Below are 24913 nucleotides of genomic sequence, written 5' to 3' on the forward strand. Positions count from 1 at the left end.
TTATCTCCTCCCTGCTTCCGTTTTTTCAAGTGAAGAATGACTGGTAATGATTAAGGCATCCGCCGCTTTTAAGCCATTCTCATAAACAATGAGTGGATTAATATCGATTTCCTCAATCCCACCATCTGCGTCAGAAATTAAATCAGAAACTTTTAATAAAACATCGATAAGTGTCTCAAGGTCAGCAGGAGCCTGTCCTCTTACCCCTTTCAGAATCGCCTTTCCTTTAATTTCTTCCATCATCTCTGCTGCATCTTGACGGGTTAGAGGGGCAACACGGAAAGAAATGTCTTTGAACGTCTCAACAAAAATTCCACCAAGACCAAACATGATGACCGGCCCAAAAACTGGGTCCTTTGTTACCCCTACAATCACCTCTGTACCTTTCGGCAGCATCTCTTGAACAGATACGCCATTGATGACGGCATCAGGATTGTACATTTTACCGGAACTTAAAATATCCGCATAGGCATCCACTACATCCTGTTCGTTTTGTAAATTCAATCGAATGGCATTTGCTTCGGTTTTATGAGGAATATCCTGGGAGTCTATTTTCATTACAACGGGAAAACCGATACTTTTGGCGTGTAAAACAGCTTCTTTCGCTGTTCGCGCTAATGCTTTTTGGGAAGTTGGAATATGGTATAATTCCAATATTTCACTTGATTCAAATTCACTTAGCGTTACACCTGGCTTTAACAACTGCTGTAAATTTGGTTTTGAGCCTTTTAGGACGGGATACTTTTGTCCGGCTTGAGCCTCGTTGATTTGATTTTTACGATATTTTTCACTGTACTCTACCAATTTTGCCAAAGCCCCAATTGGATTTAAGTTCCCAGGTATTACAGGAATTCCGTTTTTCTCCATTTCGGATGTCCCTTTAGGGATTGACATTCCTTGTAATGGAAAGGTTGTTACCAGAACAAATTTATCCGATTCCTTACACTTTTGAATAAACTCTTGTAATAGTGGGTGATCGTCTCTCCAAAACATTGGAAACTCAGTAAATATTAAATTATCAATCTCTTGATCTTCCAAAAGTGCCTTCAGCGGTGCGATAAACAACTCAGGATTCGTAACTGCGGCTGCAGCGGTTAAATCAACTGGGTTGGCAGCACTTGCAAAGGATGGTAAAGCTTCTTTTATTTTTTCCTTCGTCTCATTCCTTAACGGGATAATCTTTAGTCCGCTTGCCTCACAGCGGTCTGCTTCATTAATTCCCCTGCCGCCAGAACTTGTAATAATGACCGTATTACGTCCAGTGGGCAGCTTACCTGATAGAAACAGTTTGGAGAAAGAAATAATTTCTTCGTAGTCATTTGCTCTTACGATTCCTGTTTGCTTAAAAAATGCGTCATAGATTTGATCTGATCCCGCCAAGGAACCTGTATGGGAAGCTGCGGCCCGGCTTCCTGCTGAACTGCGGCCTGTTTTCATTACTACAATTGGTTTATTTTTGTTCAATGCTTCCTTTGCGAGCTGCCGCAGTTTAGCAGGATTTTTAGCTCCCTCGAGATAACCGCTGATGACCTTCGTTTTTGGGTCATGAATCATATATTCCACAACGTCAGCAAATTCTGTATCCATTTCATTTCCAACACTGACAAAATAATTAAAGGTTAATCCGTTCTGGGCTGCCGCCATATAAGTTAGAATCCCGAAGGCTCCACTTTGAGAAACATAACCTACAGCCCGCTGATCGTTTAATGGATGACTCATTACAGCCGGTGAGAAGGTTCCTACCAATCCATTCAAAGTATTGACGAGTCCAACACAGTTAGGGCCGATTAATCTAATTCCGTACTTTCTAGCTGTATCTACAATCATTTCCTGCTGTCTTGCCCCCTCTACTCCTGTTTCTGAATATCCTGAGGCAAAAATAATGGCGGCTTTCACCTTTTTCTTTCCACAATCCTCGATGCTTTGTAAAACTTGACTGGCACTCACACAAAATATGGCTAAATCAATGGGTCCAGGGACATCTGATAATGTGGAATAGCATTTTAACCCAGCAATTTCGGTTTCCTTTGGGTTAATCGGCAGGATCGCTCCATCATAGTTCCCATCCAATAATGCTTTCACCTGAATGTAACCCAGCTTATTAGGATTTTTTGACGCCCCTAATACTGCAACGGAACGAGGATAAAATAAGGGGTCCAAACTTCTATAGGAAACGTTTTCATTTTTCATTTCTTCCACCCCAATCTTTACTATTGTTTTCATAGTTGTAATCATACACAATTGATTTTTAATATTCAGAAAACAAAGCAACTTATATTATTTAATTATTAGTGAGAAAAAAAAGAAAAAATGGGTAAAAACCTTGGTCTATCAACAGCAAAATAAACTAGTAATTTTTTTATGTACACCATCATCCCGACATCTGTTCAAGACAACCTCGACAAATGTATAAGATAAACCCTTTTTACGAAAAAAAAGAACAATATGCACATTTTTCATGTACATATTGTTCTTTTTTTATTCAAAGCGCTTCAGCCATTTCATAAGCTTGAACTGAATTTTTTTAGATGGGATTTTAATGCCTCTTTCAATATTGCTTAGATAAGAGGTGGAGATTTCCAATTCTTCCGAAACATGTGCTAAAGCCAAGTTGAACTTTTCCCTAATCTCCCTTATACGTACTCCAATCAATTCTGCCTCTTCACCCAATACCTCTTTCTGAGGTTGTTTTATACTCTGGCCTTGATAGCTTCTCTTAATCGGACGATATTGTTCCATTATAAAATCCGGCGGCTGAATGTTGATCATAGAATTCAGCCAAATACGCCCCCATCCTTTTTGGTCGGCGATCGACTCTTCCCATTTCTCATAGTGCCATGCCCCGATCACACCATCTTGCTGCAAGGTATCAAGTGCTTTTTCCAATCTTTCTCTTGTGCGTGACGGGGTTCGTTCATTTATTTTGACACCGATCGCATCAAGTAACGTGTTAATTTTATTCGGCTGTAAATAATCCTCTTTTCTGGCCTGTATCCGCCATCTCCAGCTAAGGTATCTTGTTAATCGCTTCTCCCATGTTTTTCGATACGGATCATAATGTAACACTTTTAAAGGAAGAAGAGCCACTTGTCTTCCTGATCCAAACAAGTATCTAGAAAAGACCTGGTCCACTTTATAACTTATTTTTTTCTCATTTGTTTCTTCCGTAATGGGATACTCGACTCGATTCTGGTCAACGAAAAGAAAGGCCCTGCCTTGGAGCCGAGTCTCGGAGGGCTTCCCTTTTTCATAGACAATCGTTTTTTCCAAGTCAATCCAAAGTTTCTGTATAAGCGAAAGCGATTTCAATACTTGACGGCGCTGCTTCTCCTCATATCCGCCACGACGGCCATCACCACCCATTTTTGGTTTTAAGCCCCGAATAGCTAACAAGTCATCCAACTGGATTTCGATGACATCATCTGGATGTTTGGCATTTGATAAAAAGAAGGTACAAAGAGCATCGAATATATCTGCTTCTAAATCCGATAAAACCTTAACCTCCTCCCAGGTTTCTTTTACAATAGGATGATTTTTATGTAATGGGTAATAGTCTTTTTTAAAGGGTTTGATTTGCAGGATTCCCTTAACACTGCTCTTTATAATAGGGAAGGTGGGCCAAAGAAATTCTTCTTTTTTTGTAAAACTCGTTTTATATAAAGCTTCACGAACAGACTGATACGGTGCATTATTCATGACAAATATACAGTCATTCCCTGCTGAATTAAACGTGAACTCATTTACAGGAGAGGGTGATGGATGTTCAGAAATGGAGATATCTTTACAAAGCAATGATTCGATTTGCTGAATAGAATAATTTTCTAAATTTAAAAAGGTAATAATTTTTTCAACCCACTCTAAGGTATAGTTATTTACAATACTTGTAAACCTTGTAATGAAATTTTTATTTTGCGAAAAATTCATGGAGATAAATTGATAGAATTGCTCGTTTAATTCCTTTTTCTCCAGCTGGACTAATCGATCCTCACCAAGGGTTTGGGCCATTTCTTCCAGTACCCATTCAGTTAAATAGATCCGGAACCAATCACAAAAGTTATCCCAAACATCCTCATTAACTAAGAAAGTGTCTCTTTTTAACATCTCCTCAAAATAGTGAATCGACCGGCTTTTCATTTCAACATCATTAAGAATCGTGGAGAATATCGGAGAAAACTTTTTATACTTCGTTAAAAGATAGTTCACAATATTATTGGAGATATGCCTAATTAACCGATTCCTAGCCGCAAGACGCAAACTATTAAACACGTGGGTGCTCTCCTGATAGACTCGGTCCCAAATAATAAAAGTATTAGATCCCTTTGTGTCCGCAGATAACGGCATCGCTGCTAGTGAATTCTTGGATTGTTCCCACTCTAAACCAGTGTGATCTTGAATTTTATAATCCTGTTCATAGACGCATAGTATCAGATAATTATCTATTTTTGCTGATAACTGTTTTGAAATTGGGTTCATCCCTTCAACATCTATATGATTAGGACCGGCAGCATTGAAATTTAACATCATTACCTCCTCGAAAAAGTACGATTGGTAGAAGAAGTCACGTTGTTTAGAAGATAAGATTATCTTTATATAGTTTACCACTCAGTTTTACAGTATTCAATATTTTCAGAAAACAACAAAAAAGGACAACCCTGTGTTGCCCTTTTTCTTCATTAATGTTATTTACAAGGGACCTGTCCCTTCGTGTTGTTCCTAGAAATCGATTTGACCAACTCTTCCACAAGCGCCGGAACTTCTTCAAATGCGCTCTTGATATGGAGGCGTTCGGTGCGTTTGTGGGCATCTTTCCCAAATGGCCCCACGTTCAGCACGGGTGCTTGGAGTTGTTTCATTTCCTCGAATGGGATGCTGTAGCTGTCTCCCCAAACCGGTGTGTTGGCGACAAAAGAATTCCATCCTTCATTCGTATCGTTGTAATTCACATAGCTTAAGTCGCAAATGCCATTGAAATAGTGGATTTGTCCTACCGGCAGCCCAAAATTTTCCATGCCCTGCGCTTTAATATGGCTCACACACTCACGAATAAATTCACTATCAGACGAATTGACAGCCGGATAATATGGCGGTGCATAGAGCAAAATCATTGCCGGTGCCAGCTCTTGGCACTCAATCATTAATGTATCAGCGATTTGGAAGGACTTATCGCGGTCATCCCACTCGCTGTTGGTGAGAACCTCGGCTTTCACCGAATTAACAAAATCCTGGCCAAGTTTTGCAACAGCATGCTCGAGCAATTGTTCATAACGGAGAACATGGACTTCCCCTACCGGTTTTACGCCCTGAGCCGTACAAATTTTTTGATAGGCCGTATTGCAGGCCATTGCTGCGTCCCCGGCAATCTCCTCAAAAATATCCATGATTTCCGCTGCATTTCGCTTCATTAAAAATACATTATACAAGGCAGCTGCACGAAATGGTGTCTGTGCCGAGTACTCCATTTTTAAATCCTTTTGCTGGAGTGTCACCGGAAGCGGCGTCTTTTCTCCCATCACCGTTTCCTCAAGTTTAACGTTCCACTCCATTTGCTGCGTCATAAACGAAGCCATATAGCTTGCAGTAATCCCGCTCAGCGGTTCGCCGACATGGGTTTCGCGCCCGTAAAAAAGCACGGAAGGCATAATTTTACCGATCGAGCCGGAGTAAATATAATAATTGCGGTCACCCGGCTGCTGCGTAAATACCGGCTCTCCATTTAGAAATAATTTGTAGGTGAGACCGTGTTCTTCACGCATTTCAACTAATTTCACTACAGCGGCCCGCATACCCGCCGAATTGACTTCTTCATCCGGAACCGTAAGTAAAATAAGATTAATTGGCCATTTTTCTGCGGAAGCCTTTTCAATTAATCCCATATGCATGACGAGACCCATTTTCATATCCATCGTGCCGCGCCCAAACAGATATTCACCAGAAAGAAGATCTTCTCTTGCATCCTCCGGCAGGCTGTCAATTCGGCTATAAAGTAATTGCGTTAATTCCTCAGGCTTGAAGGCGAATTCTTCGATATCCCCGTATTCCGCTGTAAAAACCGTATCAAAATGACTAATGAGAACAATGGTATCCTGGGCTTCTGGATGTTTGTATAGAGCGGTGACGAATCTTCTACCTAAATCCGCATCATGAAGACTTAAGTGACCAGGATTCTCTTGAAAATAGGGCAAACTCTGTAGTTTTGCTTCCAGCTTTTTAGGGAATTCCCGTTCTCCCGGCGTCAATGTCCGGCTTTCCCAGCTCACCACCTCGCATAACAAACGGCGAAGCCCTTCTTTTGTTGCCCACTGATATTCTGTCATGATCTTCTATCCCCTTTTAAGGTATTACACTTTGTCTAAAAAAGCGGAACTCATTTTAAATATACTGCTATAACGATCTATTTACTATCATTAATAGGCTGGCATTTCATGTCAGGAGCAGCAGAATGGAGCAGCTTTTTCTATGAAGATTTAGAAACGCAAGGACAAGCAGCTTAGTCCACCGTCTAATTTACGGAATTCAGTTGTATCTACTTCAATGGTTTTGAAGCCTGCATCCTCTATATTTTTCTTAGTTTTCGGGAATCCAGCTGGAACGATAACATAATCGTTGACGCGAATACAGTTGGCTGCATACTCTTCTTCAGTCGGCACAATGATTTTTTTGTAAGAATTGAAATCAGCATGGTCGACGAATTCACCAGCGGCCAAGATGATTCCTTCCCCAATGTAGTTAACCCCGGTTTTTAAGTGGAAGAATTTCTCTAATTCAACAATGGTAGCTTTGTAGTTTTCCGATTCAAGGATTTGCTTTAATTGTTTGGCACCTTCATGGTTCGTTCTCGCTGAAATTCCGATATAGAAATGATCTTCAATTTGTAAAATATCCCCGCCGTCAAGAGTTCCTGGTGCTTCAATACGATAGATTTTATCATAAAACTTCTTTAATACCGGCTCCATTTCAATAATTTCGCCATTGCGAGTGGTTGCGCCGGGATTGGATACTACGGCAAAGCCTGGTGTAAGAACAGCAGTATCCTCAACGAAGGTGGAATCAGGGTAGTTTTCGTTTGCTTGAAGCTCGGTTACCTCCACGCCGCATTGTTTAAGGGCTGCTATGTAAAAAGTATGTTGCTCTAGCGCCTTCTCTAAAATTGGTGTTCCAAGATCTGAAGTGGTTAATCCGTTTACATATGTTTTCCCAGGTGTTTTAACAATAACATTTTTAAACATGTAATTGACCTCCATTTTTTCGCATAGTGGAATTTTATTTCATCAAATGAAATTTATAATTTGATAGTATAGCAGTTCGATAATCATGTCAATATTTTTAATTTTTAAAAATTAATGTATAGTAAGGATAATGTTCCACATTACGGAATTTTCAATCATTATTTAGAAAAAGGGAGTTGAGGAAATGCAAACGATTGATCGTGCAATGGAGATCATCGAGATTATTTCCGGCAGTGAAGCGGCAAAGTGGTTGTCGATTACGGATATATCGAAGGAGTGCGACCTGCCTGTTAGTACCATTCACCGCTTGCTGAATTCAATGAAAGAGCATGGACTGATTCAGCAGGATCCGGACTCGAAACTTTACACACTGGGAAATAAATGGCTGGAATATGGTTTGCAGTTATATGACAGCTTCGATTTTGTCGGCCAGATTCGCCCTGAAATGGAGCGATTAATGAACGAGGTTGGAGAAAGTGTTTATTACAATAAGCCGTTTGGGCTGGAGTCGCTTGTGGTTGAAAGAATTGATTGTCCGACCAACCCGATTCGGATTTATGACCAGCTCGGCAATCGGATTCCGATGCATATTGGTGCTGCAAACAAGGCGATGCTCGCGTTCCTGCCGCATGCGGAGTCGCAGAATATTGTTGGAGAATTGGTCGCTGTAGAGGAGCAGGACGCATTTTTCGAAAGATTGCAGGCTGTAAAATTGCAGGGGTATGGCATCAGTCATGGTGAGAAAACGAAGGGGACATCGGCGGTGGCCGCCCCCATTTTTAACCAGATGAATGAACTGATTGGCGCCATTAGTATCGGGTATGTCAATTTCCAAGTTTCGGAGGAGCGGGAAAAGCTGTTGATTGACAGAGTAGTAGAATATGGAAGGCGGATCTCGGTGAAGTTGGGGTATAGGTATTAGCTAGTTCTTGGTTAGTGCCTGTCAGCTTTGTGAAATTTTCACATTGGTGACAGGCACTTTGTGTTTCGCTGATTGGAGAGCTGTTATCGCTGATCGGACTCCTCGTTTCGCCAATTGGAACCCAGTTTCCGCTGATAGGCCATAAGCGTCCACCCCACACGGACAAATGGAGCGAAAAGTCCACGGGCGGTGTCAGGCACCGTATTTCAAGGCACCGTATTCACCATAGGTCCTCTATTACGTCTGACTGAATGAGGTTGGTGTCGATGTTGCAGGTTGGGCCGTCGATTCCGTATTGCCAGATGGATACTTCTATTTTGTCGGGGGCCTTTGGTTTAAATTTGGGTGCGCTGTCCTTGTTGGTGATTCCAGGTTCAGGGTTGCTGCTCCAGATGATGGTCTGATCTTGAATCTCCTTATCCTTCTCCATCGCCTTTTTATATGCAGAGGTAACCTTAGATTCCTTTGTGAACACTCCGTAGATTCCAGGTTTATAATCCGATTTGTGCAAGGTGTCGACCCAGCCGCGAATAAAACCTTCATCGACGGGATATTTCGGTTCGATATCAGCGAAAATCCCGGTTCCCTTTGGAATTCCTATCTTTTTGGCATAACGGATTGCTTCTTTTGCTTCAGATACCCCTTTTTTATAGCCGGTGGCATCGATAAAATGATTAAATATCGGAATAACTTTGACTCCCTCTTTGTGAAGAAAGTCAGCCTCTTTTTTCGTAAGTCCTGTCGAGATTCCCTCTTTCGTCTCCAAATAACGGCCAAACACAGCTGGCTTGCCATAATGCTTTTTTACACATTTTAAAAATGCCTTATCCACCTTTGTAGCGGAATCGACACCCCAGAGGGTTTTATGTTTGGGAGCAGGCTTGTTTTCCGGTTTAGGCTGGGAATGAGGTTGGGAGTGGGAATTGGGGTGAGACTTTCCAGGATTCTTTGTGGAATGCTCCCCCATGACTGTCTGCGCTTCAGGTGGATCAGACTGCTTTTTGGCTCCATTATCATGGAACATTACGAGAACCAACGGGAGAACCAATATGGCACTTAAAACGATTGTCCAAAACCATTTTCGTGTTTTCATACTTTCCCTCCATTCGACATTCTGTAAAAACACAGTATGCCAATGGAAGTTTGAACGTGTGGGCATGGACACTCCAAGTGGAGCAGAAGCACCTGTAAAAAAATAAATCCCTCACGCTTGTGGGAGATTTTGTTATAATAACAACAGATTAAGGGAGGTGCGTACAGTTGGAGAATCACTTAAGATTGTCTGGTACTTCTGCCACTCATGCAAAGCCTAGTATTGGAAAGGCGATACTTTGCATGGGGCGAATCATTTAATTTTATCGCCGACCTAGCTTTTCTACTATTTTGGCTTTGCACCTTATTTTTTCAAAATCGAAATAAGGGGCTGGCAAAAATGAAATATATTAATGCAAACAAGGTTTTACCCGAAAAGCTGATCGTAGAAATCCAAAAATATGTCCAGGGAGAAACCCTATACATTCCCAAACCGGAAACGGAGTACCGGAAATGGGGAACCTCAAGTGGCGGGAGACGGCTGCTCGATCACCGCAATGCCGCTATTAAAGCAAAGTTCAACAGCGGCTGCAGCATCCAGCAATTAGCCGAGGAACACTATCTCTCTACAGAAACCATCAAAAAAATTGTCTATTCGAAAAAGACATAATCGAACAGCACTGGTGAAAAAACTTCATCAGTGCTTTTTTATGTAAAAAACAGTTCTAACCCATTTTCTCCATTTTAGAAATCAGCTGTATTTTTTAAAATAAACAGTATAGAGAATGATAGGAGCTACCCAAAATGACCGAAAAATTTATTAAAAATGAACAGCTTAATTTTATAAAAAATCAGATTGCCTTTATTAAGGATAGCGCCAAAAAGAATGTGGCCCCTACCGTTTTAGCTGCAGTGCAAGACTTAGCCAATGCTAAAATCAACGACCTTTTTCCAAATGCAACATTGGAACATCATAAAATGCTCGACCTTTCAAGGCTGAAGACAGATGCCGAATATGATCAATATATCCAGCATCTTTCCGCCTACGTGATCCCTTTTCCCAAAATCACCGAGCAGCAGTTGAAAAAGATGTTTCCTAAAAATAAAAAATTAAAGCTGCCTGATTTATCACAAATTGATCACGGCCAACTGACTTATTTGAGTTGGAACGACCTCAGTTCCAATAAAAAATTTATTGTTTATGAGCTGGATGGAAAAATTGCCGGCATCGAATGCAAAGTTACTCCCATCAGTAAAGAAAATATCTGTGCCTTCTGTAGCCGCTTTGGCCAGGTTGCTTACATTTCCACCATAACAAAAACGAAAAAGTCCAAAAACCCGGATTACTACAAGGCCATCGGCAATTATATTTGTACCGATAGTTCCGATTGTAATAAAAAAATTACCAATGTCGACTATTTGACATTGTATCTTAAAGACTCGCTGGGAATGTGAAAACTTCACATGGTTTCTTTCGCCATTGTGAAGTTTTCACATCCTTCTATTTAGTTGGTTTTAGGAATTGATAGATGGCCGAGAAATCAAGTTCACCGAGGCCCTGTTGTTTTGCTAACGCATAGAGTTCCTTGGTGAGGTTGGCGCTTGGCATCGATAAAGAGTGTTCGTATGCCGCCTGGGAAACTAGCTGAAGATCCTTTTGCATCAGCCTTAACGGAAAATCGGCCGAATACTCGCCGGAGAGAATTTTGGTCTTTTTTCCTTTCAACATCGGAGCCGCGGTCGGCCCATTTAACAGTGTTTCCATAACAGTTTCCTTTTGAAGACCGAGAGCTTCACCAAGATTCAGGGCCTCCGCAAACGCAGCCATCGATTGGGCGAGCATTAAATTAATGACAATTTTCATGGACGTCCCTTTCCCGGTTTCTCCTTGATAGAGAACATCCTTCCCCATTGTCTGAAGCAGCGGCCTTACCTCCTCCATATCCTCTTCCTTGCCGCCCACGAGGAAAACAAGCTCTGCCTTTTCTGCAGGAATTCTTGAGCCCGATACGGGTGCCTCTAAAAACCGAATTTGACGTTTTTCTGCCTCCGCTGCCATTCTTCGTGTAAATGCGGGATCGACGGTACTGCATTCAACCCAGAGGCTGCCTTCACGTAAACTCCCCAAAAATCCTTCCTCACCCAAGGCAACCTCTTCCACAGCCTTTGGCACCGCGAGCATGGTAAAAATAACAGTGGACCGGGCAGCGACTTCCTTCGGAGATGCAGCCCAATTCGCCCCCTTCTTTAAAAGGTCCTCCGCTTTTTCTTTTGTTCGATTATAAACGACTATTTCATGGCTGCTTTTCAATAGGTTTTCAGCCATACGGCTGCCCATAATTCCAAGTCCGATAAATCCAATCAAACCCTAACATCTCCCTTATTTTGATAATTTTAGTATGGCTTTTGAGGGGATTTTTTAATAAAGTGGAAAGGGTTGCCAACCTCCTGTAACTTTCCACTAATTTTAATAAAAAAATAATGAATTTAAATTGAGTGATATTTCAAAATAACCTATTATAGTAATATTACCGACTAATTTCGATAATTATCGCCAATCTCCTATAAACTGGAGGTTGTATACTTTGAGGAGGCTCGTTATGAAACTGAGCAGTGAGGAAATTGAAATTTTAAAAATACTTGAAGAGGACCATCAATTATCGGCGGCCACCATCGCCTCCATGGTCATGAGCGACGAAGAAACCGTCAAAAACTCGATTAAAAAATTAGAAGATCAAAAGGTTATTATGAGTTACCCGACATTAATCAACTGGAGTAAGGTTGAAGGCGAAGCAAACATTATTGCCATGATTGAAGTAAAGGTTACTCCGAAACGCGGCGTTGGTTTTGATGAAGTGGCGGAAAGAATCGCTCGTTTTCCGGAGGTATCCTCTTTGTATCTGATGTCAGGTGCCTATGATCTATCCATTACAATAGAAGGAAAAACGATGAATCAAATCGCTAATTTTGTATCAGAAAAATTATCAACGATTGAGCACGTCATTTCCACTACCACCCATTTCATGTTAAAAAAATATAAACATGATGGAGTTAATTTTGAAGGCGGCGAAGATAAGGATCGCAGGATGGTGGTTACACCATGAAAAACGGGTATTCTTCCTATATTTCACAATTGGCAAAAGACATTCAGCCTTCGGGAATTCGTAAATTTTTCGATTTGGCTGCCAGTATGGAGGGGGTTATTTCGTTAGGGGTGGGAGAACCCGATTTCGTCACGCCATGGAATATTCGCGAGGCAACGATTCTTTCACTCGAGCAGGGGATTACCTCTTATACTGCCAATCCGGGGTTGCTGGAATTACGTCAGGAAATCTGTAAATACTTAAATAATCGGTTTTCAGTCGAATATAATCCTAAAGATCAAGTGATTGTTACCGTCGGGGCAAGTCAGGCAATTGACCTCGCCTTCCGGGCGATTTTAAACCAAGGGGAAGAAGTTTTGATTGTTGAACCAGCATTCGTTGCATATGCTCCATTGGTTGCATTGGCTGGCGGTAAACCAATTCCGGTTTCAACTTCACCGGACAACGGGTTTAAGGTAACACCGGAGCAAATCGAATCTGCTATCACGGAAAAAACAAAGGCGATTTTGCTTTGTTCACCGAACAACCCGACAGGAAGCATGCTGACAAGAGAAGATTTAACGGAACTTGCCAAGATTGTTGAAAAACATGACTTAATCGTTATTTCTGATGAAATTTATGCGGAACTGAGTTACGACGAAACCTTTACAAGCTTCGCAGCCATCGATGGGATGTATGAGCGGACCATTTTGATTAACGGTTTTTCAAAAGGCTTCGCGATGACCGGCTGGCGCTTAGGGTTCCTAGCGGCTCCAGTGGAATTTGTTGAGGTTATGCTGAAGATTTACCAATATACGACGATGTGTGCGCCGCATATGCTGCAGATCGGAGCGATTGAAGCCCTTCGCAACACCTACCATGAAGTGGAAGAGATGCGAAAAAGCTACCGCAGAAGACGGAACTTTATGGTGCAGGCCTTAAACGAAATCGGCCTGGACTGCCATGTACCGGGTGGTGCCTTCTACGTATTTCCGTCGATTCGTTCAACAGGTCTAAGCTCGGAACAATTTGCCGAAGAACTACTACTGGCGGAAAAAGTCGCCGTCGTCCCAGGCAACGTCTTTGGCGAAAGCGGCGAAGGCTACGTTCGCTGCTCCTACGCCACCTCCATGCAGCAGCTCCAAGAAGCACTAAAACGCATGCAGCGATTCGTGGAATCGCGGAAAATGGTACTGCAGGGAAAATCTTAAATAAGTGTGTTCGACAAAATTCGGGTGGTGCCTGTCACCACCGAATTTTGTCGACAGCATCCTTATGAATATGTTAAACTACTGCGGATTTCAAAGCTAAAAGGATGATACGATGTTAAAGGTCCTTCACTAAAAAACTTCTAAACCGATCGAAGGTGTGCTCCAGTGCGGATCGGGAGTTTCTTTATTTCAATGATGATGTTTTATTTGAGCGTTTAAAGCTTGTTTCGTATATGTTGATTTTCACTTAACCCGCATTTTTCATTGTCGATTTCTTCCTATTAAATGGGCTTGCTTATCCGACTTACAAAAAGATGCTAGCAGGTGTACATGTCTCTGGGCTTATGATTTCGCTTATTTTTATTGTGATTTATCGCTATTTACGGAACGACATTAAGGCAAAAGGGTCTATCATTCACCTTTATGTCTTTTTTTATTTATTGATAGGAGCCGTTTCCTCTCTCAATAGTCAATTGCTGAACGGAAATCTTTACGCCTATATCATTATCTTAATTGGGGTTGCTGTCATTTTCCCTGTCCATCCGGAATATCTACTAAAAAATTTTACGGGGGTTCATTTACTCTTTGTTATAGGCCTTTTCCTCCTTGAACAAGACCGAGTCTCATTTTTAATCAAGCTCATTAATTCCACGGGTGCTGCAGTAATTTCTTTTACGATTGCCCTAGCATTTTACACATTTCGTAAAAATGATTTTTTAAACAAAAGGAAGCTTGGCAGGAAAGAGGAAGTTTTTCGCCGCTTATTTAATTTAAATCCCAATCCCTTGTTTCTCATAAATCCTGATAGCAATGAAATTCTTCTCATGAACCACCAGGCAGTTGAATACTATCAACTCCGGGACATTGAAACCGACGGAAGCTTCTTGTTTCGCACCCCTAAAGAAAAGGATGATATTTTTACAAGATTAAAGGAACAGGGAACGATTAAAAACATTGTAACGGAGCAACAAATCACTCCATATATCCGCAAATGGTCCATGCTTCATTTCGAGCTGGTTGATTACTTAGATCACACCTGTATGTTAATTGGAACAACGGATATTACCGATATCAAGAAAACGGAAGAAGAACTAGAAAGGCATGCCTCTTATGATATGCTTACCGGTGTCAAAAATGGTAGGATTGGGATTGAGCAGCTCCGTAAACAAGTTTCCGGAGGGCCAGAGTCCGAAGAATTTTTTCTTAGCTTTATTGATATTAATGATTTGAAAAAGGTCAATGATCGTCTCGGCCATGCATCTGGGGACGATCTAATTAAAACTTGCTGCGAAACCTTGAAACGGCATATCGATCATCACGATGTCCTCTTTCGTCTTGGCGGAGATGAATTTATCATCCTCTTTTTTAAAAAGAAAAGGGAAGACGTTGAGCACATTTGGGGAGATATTCAGCGTGATTTCGAGTTCCTGAATGAAGAAAAACAAAAGCAATTTCACATCTCTGTCAGTCATGGGCTCTACCACTATGTACCTGGGGCTCCGATTACCGTCGAAGAAATTCTTGAAACCGCAGACCAAGAAATGTATAAGGAAAAATCCCTTTATAAGGAGCGAGAAGCCTCCTTCGGAAAATGACACCTCAACCGTCCACCCACAGTGTACAAAAATAGTGAAATGTCCACGAACGGTGTCAGGCACCATGTGAATTCTTCACATGGTGCCTGACATGAATTATTTCAAATCATCTATCCTTAAATAGTCTGTATAGATTCCCGTAACACCCTGGTTTAATAGTGTTTTTGCCTCCACTTTATTATTGACCGTATGGACATACACCGAAATCCCCTGCCTCTTTAGCCTCTCAATAAATGGCAAACTAGCTTGGTTCTGTGACAATGCTACTACCTTAATATCGCTATTTTGCAGAAATCCAAGGATATTTTCCCGGCTCATCATACCTAATCTATACGTTGTTAAAATCATATTTTCAAAAGGATAAATCTCCTTTATTCTCTGATAATCTTTTGGCCCGTACACTTGGGGAATTATTCTCTGCAGCAGTGCCTGATTCTCCTTTGAAAATTGAGCCACAACCTCGCTAATAACACGTGTATTATCTAATTTTGTATCCGTGATAAAATAAACATCAGGGTACCTTTTCATTAAAGTGATGAGGTCGTATACGGACAGCGGCTCCCACCCGTCATGGATTTTTAAGCTTTTAAACTCCTGAAGTGAAAGTTGATCGCCTTTGTTCTTCTGGCCTAAAAACGGATACATATACGCGTGCCAGTCATGCCTTGCGACTATATGACCGTCAGTCGTAAAAACAAGGTCCACCTCAAAAACTCGGATACCATTTTTATAATTGGATTGAAAGGCTTTTAAACTATTTGTCACTCTTTTCCTTTCAACTCCGCCCATCCCGTGAGCGATAATTTTGGTTTTCTGTACCCATGCATAGGGAGTGACTTTCAAAGGAATAAAGGGAAACCCCTCTTTTATACTTTTAGGTAAATCCATCTGAAGCAGCCTTTTACTTTCTCCTTGGTCGATCATGGCGAATGCAGCAGAGCCCCCGGAACTTCCTGAAAACATAATTAGTCCAGAAAATAAAATAGTAGTAGTGCATCTAATAAATAAGCGATTCATTGGTCAACAACTTCCTAGCAGTAATTAAAGGTAATATTCCGTCCCAATCCGTATTTTCCCTCGAATTCCAACCCATTATTCAAAAAGGTGACAGGCACCGGTCGTGGACTTTTTATCGATTTTGTCCTTGTGGGGTGGACACTAGGCAAACAAGGGCAAGTTTATAAAAAGGATAAGGATCTAAACCTTTGGTTCAGACCCTTTTTTGGAAAGTAGTAGAAGCGGAATTTCAACCTGGAACACCGCTCCTTTTGGCTTTCCGTTAAACGCATGGATGGACCCCTTATGCCCTTCAATAATCGCTTTGAAATCGCCAGACCAATCCCTGACCCGCCGGCATCGCCGCTGTAAAACCGTTGAAAGATTTTCTCCTCTCCTCCCGGTGCTAATCCAACACCATCATCCTTTACCTCAACGATAACCTGCTGTTCGGCCAAAAAGCTTCTTACCACAATCCTCGTTTCCGCATACCGAATAGCATTTCCCAGCAGGTTGATCAAAGCCCGCTTCATTTTTCCCCATCCATTATAACCGAATCACCGAATTTACTTTCAACCACCACATCGATATATACTTAGCTCGAAACGCTAGCCGTTTTCCAATATGGGAATTTGTCTGCAAAACTGCTTTTCCTTCCACTTTCTCAGGATTGGCCGCAGCCGACACGCTTTCACTCCATAAACGCCCCCCAACAACATCACAGCCCCAATTCCGGCAACCATAACCTTCTTCACCATGAATCCCTCCTTTATTTGTCCAGATTACATTTTTAAGTATAGACAAATAGGCGGGTAAAACCTTGGTATAAATGTGTGAAAAGTATGTGAAAATGTGTTTGTTCATTTTTCGCATGGTACCTTTTTGAAAAATCATATAACTGATTTGCGGAAATTTCCTGTTCTTCGACAGGATTTCCCAGGGAATTTTACGAACTTCGACGTCTATTTTGCTAAAATAATTGTAATCTATCAAAAAGGTCTACACAGAGGATGAATTTATTCGGCAAAATTCGGGTGGTGACAGGCACCTGTCGAAAAATTTGATTGTCTCCTTTCAGCAAATCAGGTAAGATAAACTCAATAATATGACCAAAGGTTATTAACATCCAAAGATAAGGATCTGATTTTAAATGGATAAAAGTATTCCTCTATATCAACAATTAAAGGAAAAAATCCTTAAGCAATTTAAGGACCTGTCACCACTCACGCCGATTCCTTCGGAGAGGGAGCTATGTGACCTTTTTGGTGTAAGCAGACCAACGGTAAGGAGAGCACTAGAGGAACTTGAGCAGGATGGTGAGGTATATCGCCTAGCTGGTAAAGGAACCTTTATTGCGGATAAAAAATACACTGACCATGAACTGCAGTCATTTATTGGCTTCCACGAAGATGCCAGCCATCAGAACAAAACACCCACATCGATGGTGCTTCAACAAATCGTGACAACAGCACCTGTGGACGTTGCAAAATTCCTTGAAATCCCGGAAAACTCAGAAGTATTTTTACTAGAGCGCCTAAGGTTCGTCGACAATGAACCCATATGCCTTGTCAGCAGCTATATCCCATTGCACATATGTCCTGACCTCATCCGCACTGATTTTTCCGAACGTTCACTATACAAATTTCTAAACCTGCACAACATTTCCATTCATAATGCCAAACGGTCGATTGAAGTAAAAAAGGCACCAACAAGGGAATCTACCTATCTGAACATTGACCTGGACAGTCCCATGGTACTTTTTCAAAGCCTTGGATTCACCGAAAACGGTTCACCTTTTGAATTCGTCCAATCAAGGTATCCCGCCTATAAGGCCCGTTTTGAAAGCGAAGTATACCGTCCACACGAGATGTAACCAAGGCAGCCGGTGCCGTGACGGCTGTCTTTTTCGTGCTAAATTGAATTTTTGATTTTTCAAAAAATATGATTGATTTCCAACTGATCCTCATGTTAAATTATAACCAGAGGTAACATACCAAAGGTTATATAAAACACAAGGTGGAGGGGTAGAAGATGTATAATTTCGATGTAGAACGATTTTTGAAAATCCAAAATGGGGCATTAAATTTAAAAAATGAATTCGACCAAGCGATTGATACAGCGTTAGAAAAAGGCGTTGAAAACCTATTTTTCGCAGGAACAGGCGGTGCAGCCATCCTAATGGAGCCGGCAGAATTCATCCTAAAAACACACTCTACCTTGCCTGTCTTTACAGAAATCTCATCAGAAATAATGCTCATTGACCATAAACACTTTGGCCCAAAATCACTAGTCATCCTCCCTTCCCTTTCCGGAACCACGAAGGAAACCGGGGTGGCCGCGAAATACGCTAAAGAAAAAGGCGCCACCACCATCAGCCTGGTCGGTCATGCAGATACACCATTGGCACAACTGACAGACTACACCTTTGTAAACTATGCAGAGGATGATACATCCTGCGAATCCTTTTACATTCAATCCTACCTGCTAGCATTCCGCATCCTGTATAAACTAAACGAGTTGCCGCAATACCACCAATTCACCGAGGAAATGAAGAGCTTACCAGAGGTATTACTAATGGTAAAGGAAGCAACCGAAGAACGCGCGAAAGCCTTCGCCCGCAAACACCAAAACACCCCTTACCACATCCTTTCCGGTGCCGGCATCGATTGGGCCCAAACGCATTATTATGGAATGTGCATTTTAGAAGAAATGCAATGGATCAAAACGCGAGCAGTCCATGCCTCCCATTTCTTCCATGGCACATTAGAACTAGTCGAAGAAGACACCAGCATCCTTCTTTTCAAAGGGGAAGACAAAACACGTTCACTCGTAGAAAGAGTCGAACGTTTCGCCGAGCACTATTCGAAGGAAGTAACTGTTTTTGATACGAAAGACTATGAGTTAACAGGCATTTCAGCGGAATTTCGAAGCTACCTATCACCAATCGTCTTTGCCACCCTGCTCGAGCGTGTCAGCTGCTACCTGGAAAAATACCGCGAACATCCGCTGACTACAAGAAGATACTATAAGAAAGTTCCATTTTAATATCATTTAAGAGCAGGCACTTTCGGGTGGGCTGCTTCTTTTTTTATAGGAACATGTTTTGTGGCCGTACAAGTATTGTGCTCTGAATTCGGTAATCCCCGTTGTATCTATAATTCACTACCGCAAAACGCATACTAAGTAAAAACTATTTTCAGGTGGTTAAAACAGTGAAAAAAATTGTTTTTATCCGGCATGGTCAAAGTCTTTATAATCTGGAAAATCGTTTTACCGGCTGGCTGGACATCGACCTTACCGATGAGGGGTACAATGGGGCCCGAGAAGCCGGTGCGATTTTGAAAAAGCATGGATTTACCTTCGATGTTGCCTATACCTCTGTTCTCAAGCGGGCGATTCGGACCTGTTGGATTCTCCTTCATGAAATGGATTTAGTGTGGATTCCGGTACAAAAATCGTGGAAGCTGAATGAGCGGCATTACGGTGGGCTGCAGGGGTTGAACAAGGACGAGGTCATCGCCCGCTTCGGTGAAGAACAAGTAAATGAGTGGCGGCGCTCGGCCAAAGTCCGGCCGCCAGAGCTTTCTAAGGAGGCTCATAAGGGTATCCTGACCGAACCGAAATATGCAGGGCTCGGAGCAGAAGATATACCCTTTACCGAAAGCCTTCTCGATACAGAGAAGCGTGCTGCAGCCTATTGGAGGGAAGCGATTGTTCCTGATTTACAGCAGAACAAACGCGTGATCATCTCTGCACACGGAAATACATTAAGGGCTCTGGTGAAAAATCTCGATCAAATTCCCGATGAAGTAGTCACGAGCCTAAACATTCCCAACAGTATTCCCTTCGTCTATGAACTCGACGACAATCTTAACCCTATCCGACACTACTACCTATGTGACGAAGGCGAAGCAGCAGAGGACCTCATCCCTCGGCATATCGACCCGAACGACCCCGAAAACTGCGAGTGGATTGGATGAACGGATTCGACAAAAAACGGGCGGTGACAGGCACCACCCGTTTTTTGTCGAATTGCAGGATATTCTCAAGACAGTGTCCCACTATCGAAGTGCCGACCTTAATTTTCGGTTTTCCTTGCGGGGTAGGGCAGTTTCAAATAGTTGTTTTTCTTCTTCACTTTCAGGATATATGCCCGGAATAGGTTTGGGCTTTCCTTCTTGATCGACAGCTACCATGGTTAGGAAGGATTCAGTTGTTAAAGTTTTCTTGTTTTGGATAGGGTTATGTGCAGTTACCTTCACATAGACCTCCATTGAGGTTCTCCCTGTATAGGTGACAAAAGCCTCTAACGTCAAGATATCTCCAACCTTTGCCGAAGACAGAAAATCAACCGAATCAATAGATGCAGTAACGACCTCACTACTTGAATGCTTCATCGCTGCCAATGCTGCAATTTCATCAATATATGCCAGTACTTTTCCTCCAAAAATTGTACCCAAATGATTCGTATCTGGTGGAAAAACCAATCGCGTTTGAATAGTCTTTGAATGCTGAATCGATAATTTTTCCTGGGACAAAGCCCACACCTCCAAAATTAACTTTTCGAAAAAATTCGAATGATGACAGGCACCACCCAATTTTTGTCGAATCACTTAAACCATTCTAACACAAACCTCCATTCACAAACCAAATGCTTAGTTTCCCCCAAAAATTACAATTTTAATGGAATTCTAATCCATGATTTTTCAAGTCTCTTAATATAATAAATCACTCTCGAATCAAGGAGGAAAATAAATATGGACAAGAGATTGCGGGAAATCCAGCAGCGGATTACAAAGGAACACAAAGACCTTGGTAAGTTCGTACAGCATGTCCTTGACGAGTTCGACAAAAAGGCAGATGAACATCGCCGTCTAAGTTCCTCGAACGCCTTAGCCGGAATCAAAACCTCCGGAATCGCAGAAAAAGCCTTCTACGACACCGTAAACGAAACAAAAAAATGGATCCTCGACGTCCTTGAACGCACCATCCAAGACTTCGAACACTCCGGCGACAAACACTGGAACAAAAATTTCAAAGATGGAGTCAGGGAATAAATAGCTTTCGACAAAATACGGGTGGTGACAGGCACCACCCGTATTTTGTCGAAACACCACACACCTACATAAAAATGCGTATATACCTTGTCATTGTGCGGATACTGTTAAAGGAAAAGGAGGTTCGAATGATGGACGCACAAAGAGCTCAAGAGATTGCCAATTCAACTACGATGGCAAATGTTATGTATAATGGAACTCGGATTTATATCGAGCATGTTGACCAACAAAATGGCACTGCTACCATTCATCCTTTAGATCAGCCTAATCAAAAGCAAAGCGTTGATGTATCAAACCTAATGGAATCTTAAAAAAATGGGTTGCAACCTATGCAACCCTTTTTCATTATAAAGTTTGATAAAACTTCGTATAGAGGATAAGTTCTTTTAGTAATCCATCAACTAACTCAGCGCTTTCCTGATTTAGTGTGTTTTGTTCGTAGTCAAAGCAGTGAGGGTCCAAAACAAGCTGCTTTGGGATGGCATTGGCGTAGAGGCCTCTTGCGACCATACGCATATTATTTAAAGCATTGATTCCGCCTTTACCGCCGCCTGCTACGGCTAAAAGAGCAACTGGTTTTTGCGCAAATTGTTCACTACTTAAAAAATCCAGCGCATTTTTCAGCGCCCCGCTCATGGCACTATGGTATTCTGGAGATGCAAGGATAACAGCATCCGCCTCTTTTACCATCCTTTTTAATTGCTGCACCTCTGGCAGCTCTGCCTGCTCCGCTTCTCCGTTATACAACGGAATGCTCACTTCACTTAAATCCAATAGTTCTGCATCATATTTTTTTGCAATAAAACGGGCTGCGATTCTGGTTCTTCCCTTTTTTCTAGGCGAACCATTTATAATAACTACTTTCATTTTTCTCTCTCCTCACCATTTCTACTTTTATTATAGAAAAAGTTGGGTTTAATTAAATCATAAGGATGGAGGATATTTTCTCCTACATTTGTCTAAAACCAGGACTATATACCCTGGACTTTCACTCTAGAATCCCTAGTTCTTTCTTCAAAAAAAGCGCAAACCCATTGGGGTCCGCACTTTTTTATTGTAAATCTCCTTTATTCCGTCAAATCCACCAAATACTTTGCAAATCCTCCATCAGACGGTCCCATATATTTAATATTTGGGAATTGTCTAAGGTATTTTTGCGCATTTGGCGAGGAATCAAATACCAGAACGGCCGAACCGGCAAATTTCGCAAACGACCAGTTTTGGTCGGCAGTCGGATTCAGCGGCTTGTGCGCCTGAATATAATTGGTCACAATCTGCCGGTTTTCATCTGGTGCCTTTAACACAATCTCACCTTGACTAACTCCCGGAAAAGTCGCACTCGAAGCACGATAATTGTTCGTGGCAACAATGAACTTCTGGTCGGCCGTAACCGGCTTCCCTTGATAGGTCAAATTAACGATCCGACTTGAGCCCGCATTCACCATATTCCCATTTATATCATACTTCGCTGGTTTGGTTACATCAATTTGATACTGCACACCGTCAATTACATCAAAGTTAAACGATGGAAAATCCGGATTAATTAACGCCTGCTCGCCGCCGGCAGGATTGATTTGATTAAATTGCCCTGCACTCATTTCCAGCCATTCTTTCAATTGGGCACCTGTTACCATTTTTGCTTGCAGTGTATTCGGATACAAATACAAATCCGCAACATTTTTAATGGCCAGCTTTCCAGCTGGAATATCAGTATAATACGTCGGACCGCCACGACCACCTGCTTTAAATGGCGCTGCCGCCGAAAGAATGGGAATGCCCGCATATTTTGGGTCCTTTAATGCGCCCGTCACATATTCTGCTTGTGCATTATTGACAATTTGTACAGAAGGATCGTCCTTGACGAGGGCAAAATAGCTATAGATTGGGGCGGTCGTTTCACCGACAGGCTGATTAACGTAGTTGATGGTCGCCTCATGTTCTTGCCTAATCACCTTCATTAATGTCTCATCAGTTGGAACGAGGGATTTCCCCGTAGGATCAACAATCGGCCTAAGGGCGGCTTTACTATCGACCACCTTCCATTTGCCACGCTTTTTCTGCAGCTGCAGGTCAATCACACCAAGATGGCTGCCAAAGGCTCCGGCCATTACCACCGGTTTCCCGTTAATTGTCCCCTTTTCCAGATTAGTATTCGGCAGGTCCTTGTAGATTGGACCCGGGAAGGTGTTATGCTGATGTCCTGTAAATACCGCATCAATGCCCTTGACCTGCGTTATGTAGTAGCCTGCATTCTCCATTCCGGGCTGATAAGACTCCCCGCTAATTCCCGTGTGAGCAAGAGCGACAATCACATTGGCTCCCTGCTTTTTCATCTGTGGAACATATTTTTTCGCCGTCTCCACAATTGATCTTGTTTCCACTTTTCCTTCTAAATTAGACTTATCCCATTCCATTATTTGCGGTGGAACAAAACCGATTACTCCGACTTTAAGGTTATGCTTTTTGCCGCGCTCATCGACAACCTTCTTTTTCAAAATAACAAACGGTGTAAAATACGGTTCTTCAGTTCCAGCCTTTACGATATTGGCATTGACCACCGGCATTTTTGCATCATTCAGTATTTCCTTTAAATAATCCAATCCATAGTTAAATTCATGGTTTCCAAGCGTGGTCGCATCATACCCCAAAAGATTATACGACCGGTAAACAGGGTGAACTTCACCTGGCTTTAACCCCTTTACTCTTGCCATGTAATCGCCTAATGGATTGCCCTGAATTTCATCGCCATTATCAAACAGCATGGAGTTTTTCACTTCACTGCGCGCCTGTTTAATGAGGCTGGCGGTCTTCACCAAGCCGACCTTGTCATCCTGCTTGGTTTGATAATAATCATAGTTTGCCAAAAACACATGGATATCGGTCGTTTCAAGCAAGCGCAGCTGCATCCTGCTATCCGGCTTTTGCGCAAATCCTTTAGACGGCATCGCCTGCACCGCCAGAACCAGCACCGAAATTACAAACAAAATAAATTTCTTTACCAATGAAAAAAATCCTCCCTTATATGAAAATCATACAAACGAGGATAGTATTTGTATCCAGAAAAGGGATTATTCGACAAAACTTGGGCGGTGACAGGCACCACCCGAATTTTGTCGCATCATTCTTTCTACAGCTCAACCAACAATCTTGGTTCCGTGTGCTTCTTTTATATTTAAGGAGGTGGTGATTTCGTTTAGGTTTTTAGTTGTGATTCCGCCACCGGGTAGGATGATGATTCTATCGGCAGCGTGGTCGATATATTCCTTCAACCTATGGTGGTTCTGTTCAATTAGGGAATTCATCGGGCCGCCATGGGTTAGGATTCGTTTTACTCCATGATTTGCTAGCCAATCAATTGCAGCCAATTGCCATTCAGGCTGAATGTGGTCAAAGGCCATATGAAACGTTACGTCTAGGCTTTTTGCTGATTCCAGAAGGCGCAGCATCGCCTCCTCATCAATCCAGCCAGATTCATCTAAACAGCCAAGCACCACTCCATCTGTGCCTAATTGTTTAAGATGGACAAGATCCTCTCGCATCAACTCTATTTCTTCTTTACTATAAATAAAATTTCCGCCTCTAGGCCGGACCATGGCCATCACTTGAATATTGCTCCTATGGCAATATTCAATGGTTTTAACCGCAACACCGTGGCTGACGGTTGTGCCTCCTACAGAAAGGTTGTCACAAAGCTCAATTCGGCCAGCTCCTTTGGCAATTACCTCGGGGACCCTCGTAAAATTTTCTACACAGACTTCTTTAAGCATGAACAACCACCCTACAAATTGATT

24 protein-coding genes are annotated in these 24913 nt (G+C 42.1%); 11 read left to right on the forward strand and 13 right to left on the reverse strand.

From position 1 onward, the window contains the following. The 4 genes from RCG21_RS29815 to RCG21_RS29830 all read right to left on the reverse strand — a co-directional run bounded on the left by RCG21_RS29815 (window position 1) and on the right by RCG21_RS29830 (window position 7226). The gene (locus tag RCG21_RS29815) at window positions 1-2190 is read right to left on the reverse strand and encodes an acetate--CoA ligase family protein (protein WP_308914139.1); all 2190 of its coding nucleotides are present in this window, start codon (window positions 2188-2190) and stop codon (window positions 1-3) included. Between the two features lie 288 nt (window positions 2191-2478). Continuing rightward, a complete protein-coding gene (locus RCG21_RS29820; RefSeq protein ID WP_308914140.1) occupies window positions 2479-4521 on the reverse strand; it encodes a helix-turn-helix domain-containing protein in 2043 nt (680 codons plus the stop codon). Between the two features lie 158 nt (window positions 4522-4679). After that, a complete protein-coding gene (locus RCG21_RS29825) occupies window positions 4680-6314 on the reverse strand; it encodes a M20/M25/M40 family metallo-hydrolase (protein WP_308914141.1) in 1635 nt (544 codons plus the stop codon). 150 nt (window positions 6315-6464) lie between these two features. After that, window positions 6465-7226, reverse strand: a complete 762-nt coding sequence (locus tag RCG21_RS29830; RefSeq protein ID WP_133333862.1) for a dimethylarginine dimethylaminohydrolase family protein — start codon at window positions 7224-7226, stop codon at window positions 6465-6467. Between the two features lie 184 nt (window positions 7227-7410). On the opposite strand from RCG21_RS29830, the gene RCG21_RS29835 reads away from it, so the two are divergent. After that, complete coding sequence (locus RCG21_RS29835) at window positions 7411-8148, forward strand: IclR family transcriptional regulator (RefSeq protein ID WP_308914142.1); 738 nt, start codon at window positions 7411-7413, stop codon at window positions 8146-8148. Window positions 8149-8368: 220 nt separating this feature from the next. On the opposite strand, the gene RCG21_RS29840 is transcribed toward RCG21_RS29835, so the two are convergent. Further along, entirely contained in the window at window positions 8369-9241 is an 873-nt protein-coding gene (locus tag RCG21_RS29840; protein WP_308914143.1) for a glycoside hydrolase domain-containing protein, read from the reverse strand. A 339-nt stretch (window positions 9242-9580) separates the two neighbouring features. Here RCG21_RS29840 and RCG21_RS29845 point away from each other — a divergent pair, with 339 nt between their 5' ends. Both RCG21_RS29845 and RCG21_RS29850 read left to right on the forward strand, forming a co-directional pair. After that, window positions 9581-9850, forward strand: a complete 270-nt coding sequence (locus RCG21_RS29845) for a CD3324 family protein (protein WP_133333859.1) — start codon at window positions 9581-9583, stop codon at window positions 9848-9850. 134 nt (window positions 9851-9984) lie between these two features. Beyond that, the gene (locus RCG21_RS29850; RefSeq protein ID WP_133333858.1) at window positions 9985-10635 is read left to right on the forward strand and encodes a FusB/FusC family EF-G-binding protein; all 651 of its coding nucleotides are present in this window, start codon (window positions 9985-9987) and stop codon (window positions 10633-10635) included. Between the two features lie 46 nt (window positions 10636-10681). Here the strand turns inward: RCG21_RS29850 and RCG21_RS29855 are convergent, their stop codons facing one another. Next, window positions 10682-11545 carry an NAD(P)-dependent oxidoreductase gene (locus tag RCG21_RS29855; RefSeq protein ID WP_133333857.1) on the reverse strand — a complete coding sequence of 288 codons (864 nt, stop codon included), beginning with the start codon at window positions 11543-11545 and terminating at the stop codon, window positions 10682-10684. Between the two features lie 235 nt (window positions 11546-11780). Here RCG21_RS29855 and RCG21_RS29860 point away from each other — a divergent pair, with 235 nt between their 5' ends. The 3 genes from RCG21_RS29860 to RCG21_RS29870 all read left to right on the forward strand — a co-directional run bounded on the left by RCG21_RS29860 (window position 11781) and on the right by RCG21_RS29870 (window position 15069). After that, window positions 11781-12284: an Lrp/AsnC family transcriptional regulator gene (locus RCG21_RS29860; protein ID WP_133333856.1), complete on the forward strand. Its 504-nt coding sequence runs from the start codon at window positions 11781-11783 to the stop codon at window positions 12282-12284. Continuing rightward, window positions 12281-13474 carry an aminotransferase gene (locus RCG21_RS29865; protein ID WP_133333855.1) on the forward strand — a complete coding sequence of 398 codons (1194 nt, stop codon included), beginning with the start codon at window positions 12281-12283 and terminating at the stop codon, window positions 13472-13474. Before RCG21_RS29860 ends, RCG21_RS29865 begins: the two co-directional genes overlap by 4 nt. A 344-nt stretch (window positions 13475-13818) precedes the next feature. Next, window positions 13819-15069: a sensor domain-containing diguanylate cyclase gene (locus RCG21_RS29870; RefSeq protein WP_165976218.1), complete on the forward strand. Its 1251-nt coding sequence runs from the start codon at window positions 13819-13821 to the stop codon at window positions 15067-15069. Between the two features lie 96 nt (window positions 15070-15165). Here RCG21_RS29870 and RCG21_RS29875 read toward each other — a convergent pair whose 3' ends face one another. From RCG21_RS29875 to RCG21_RS29885, 3 genes are all read right to left on the reverse strand, one after another. Then, window positions 15166-16086 carry a phosphatidylinositol-specific phospholipase C/glycerophosphodiester phosphodiesterase family protein gene (locus RCG21_RS29875; RefSeq protein ID WP_133333853.1) on the reverse strand — a complete coding sequence of 307 codons (921 nt, stop codon included), beginning with the start codon at window positions 16084-16086 and terminating at the stop codon, window positions 15166-15168. Window positions 16087-16247: 161 nt separating this feature from the next. Beyond that, window positions 16248-16598, reverse strand: coding sequence for a sensor histidine kinase (locus RCG21_RS29880; RefSeq protein ID WP_133333852.1), 351 nt, complete (start codon window positions 16596-16598; stop codon window positions 16248-16250). Window positions 16599-16673: 75 nt separating this feature from the next. Continuing rightward, window positions 16674-16823 (reverse strand): hypothetical protein, encoded by a 150-nt coding sequence (locus RCG21_RS29885; protein ID WP_308914144.1) that lies wholly within the window; start codon window positions 16821-16823, stop codon window positions 16674-16676. A 392-nt stretch (window positions 16824-17215) separates the two neighbouring features. Here RCG21_RS29885 and RCG21_RS29890 point away from each other — a divergent pair, with 392 nt between their 5' ends. The 3 genes from RCG21_RS29890 (at window position 17216) to gpmA (ending at window position 20045) form a co-directional block, all read left to right on the forward strand. Further along, a complete protein-coding gene (locus tag RCG21_RS29890; RefSeq protein ID WP_308914145.1) occupies window positions 17216-17938 on the forward strand; it encodes a GntR family transcriptional regulator in 723 nt (240 codons plus the stop codon). A gap of 158 nt (window positions 17939-18096) precedes the next feature. Continuing rightward, window positions 18097-19110 carry an SIS domain-containing protein gene (locus tag RCG21_RS29895; RefSeq protein WP_308914146.1) on the forward strand — a complete coding sequence of 338 codons (1014 nt, stop codon included), beginning with the start codon at window positions 18097-18099 and terminating at the stop codon, window positions 19108-19110. Window positions 19111-19277: 167 nt separating this feature from the next. Next, window positions 19278-20045 carry a 2,3-diphosphoglycerate-dependent phosphoglycerate mutase gene (gene gpmA, locus RCG21_RS29900; protein ID WP_308914147.1) on the forward strand — a complete coding sequence of 256 codons (768 nt, stop codon included), beginning with the start codon at window positions 19278-19280 and terminating at the stop codon, window positions 20043-20045. Between the two features lie 81 nt (window positions 20046-20126). Here the strand turns inward: gpmA and RCG21_RS29905 are convergent, their stop codons facing one another. Continuing rightward, entirely contained in the window at window positions 20127-20603 is a 477-nt protein-coding gene (locus RCG21_RS29905; RefSeq protein ID WP_308914148.1) for an acyl-CoA thioesterase, read from the reverse strand. A 219-nt stretch (window positions 20604-20822) separates the two neighbouring features. Between RCG21_RS29905 and RCG21_RS29910 the strand changes: the two genes are divergently transcribed. Next, on the forward strand, window positions 20823-21122 hold the full coding sequence (locus tag RCG21_RS29910; protein WP_133333848.1) for a hypothetical protein: 300 nt from the start codon (window positions 20823-20825) through the stop codon (window positions 21120-21122). Window positions 21123-21253: 131 nt separating this feature from the next. Continuing rightward, window positions 21254-21433, forward strand: coding sequence for a small acid-soluble spore protein H (locus RCG21_RS29915; protein ID WP_308914314.1), 180 nt, complete (start codon window positions 21254-21256; stop codon window positions 21431-21433). Window positions 21434-21467: 34 nt separating this feature from the next. Here the strand turns inward: RCG21_RS29915 and RCG21_RS29920 are convergent, their stop codons facing one another. The 3 genes from RCG21_RS29920 to RCG21_RS29930 form a co-directional block, all read right to left on the reverse strand. After that, window positions 21468-21989 (reverse strand): NADPH-dependent FMN reductase, encoded by a 522-nt coding sequence (locus RCG21_RS29920; RefSeq protein WP_308914149.1) that lies wholly within the window; start codon window positions 21987-21989, stop codon window positions 21468-21470. A gap of 200 nt (window positions 21990-22189) precedes the next feature. Next, window positions 22190-24124, reverse strand: a complete 1935-nt coding sequence (locus tag RCG21_RS29925; protein WP_372512736.1) for a bifunctional 2',3'-cyclic-nucleotide 2'-phosphodiesterase/3'-nucleotidase — start codon at window positions 24122-24124, stop codon at window positions 22190-22192. 132 nt (window positions 24125-24256) lie between these two features. Continuing rightward, a complete protein-coding gene (locus tag RCG21_RS29930) occupies window positions 24257-24889 on the reverse strand; it encodes a copper homeostasis protein CutC (protein ID WP_133333845.1) in 633 nt (210 codons plus the stop codon). Window positions 24890-24913: the final 24 nt, after the last annotated feature.

This window comes from Bacillus salipaludis, from assembly GCF_030938565.1.
Lineage (GTDB): Bacteria > Bacillota > Bacilli > Bacillales > Cytobacillaceae > Neobacillus > Neobacillus salipaludis_A.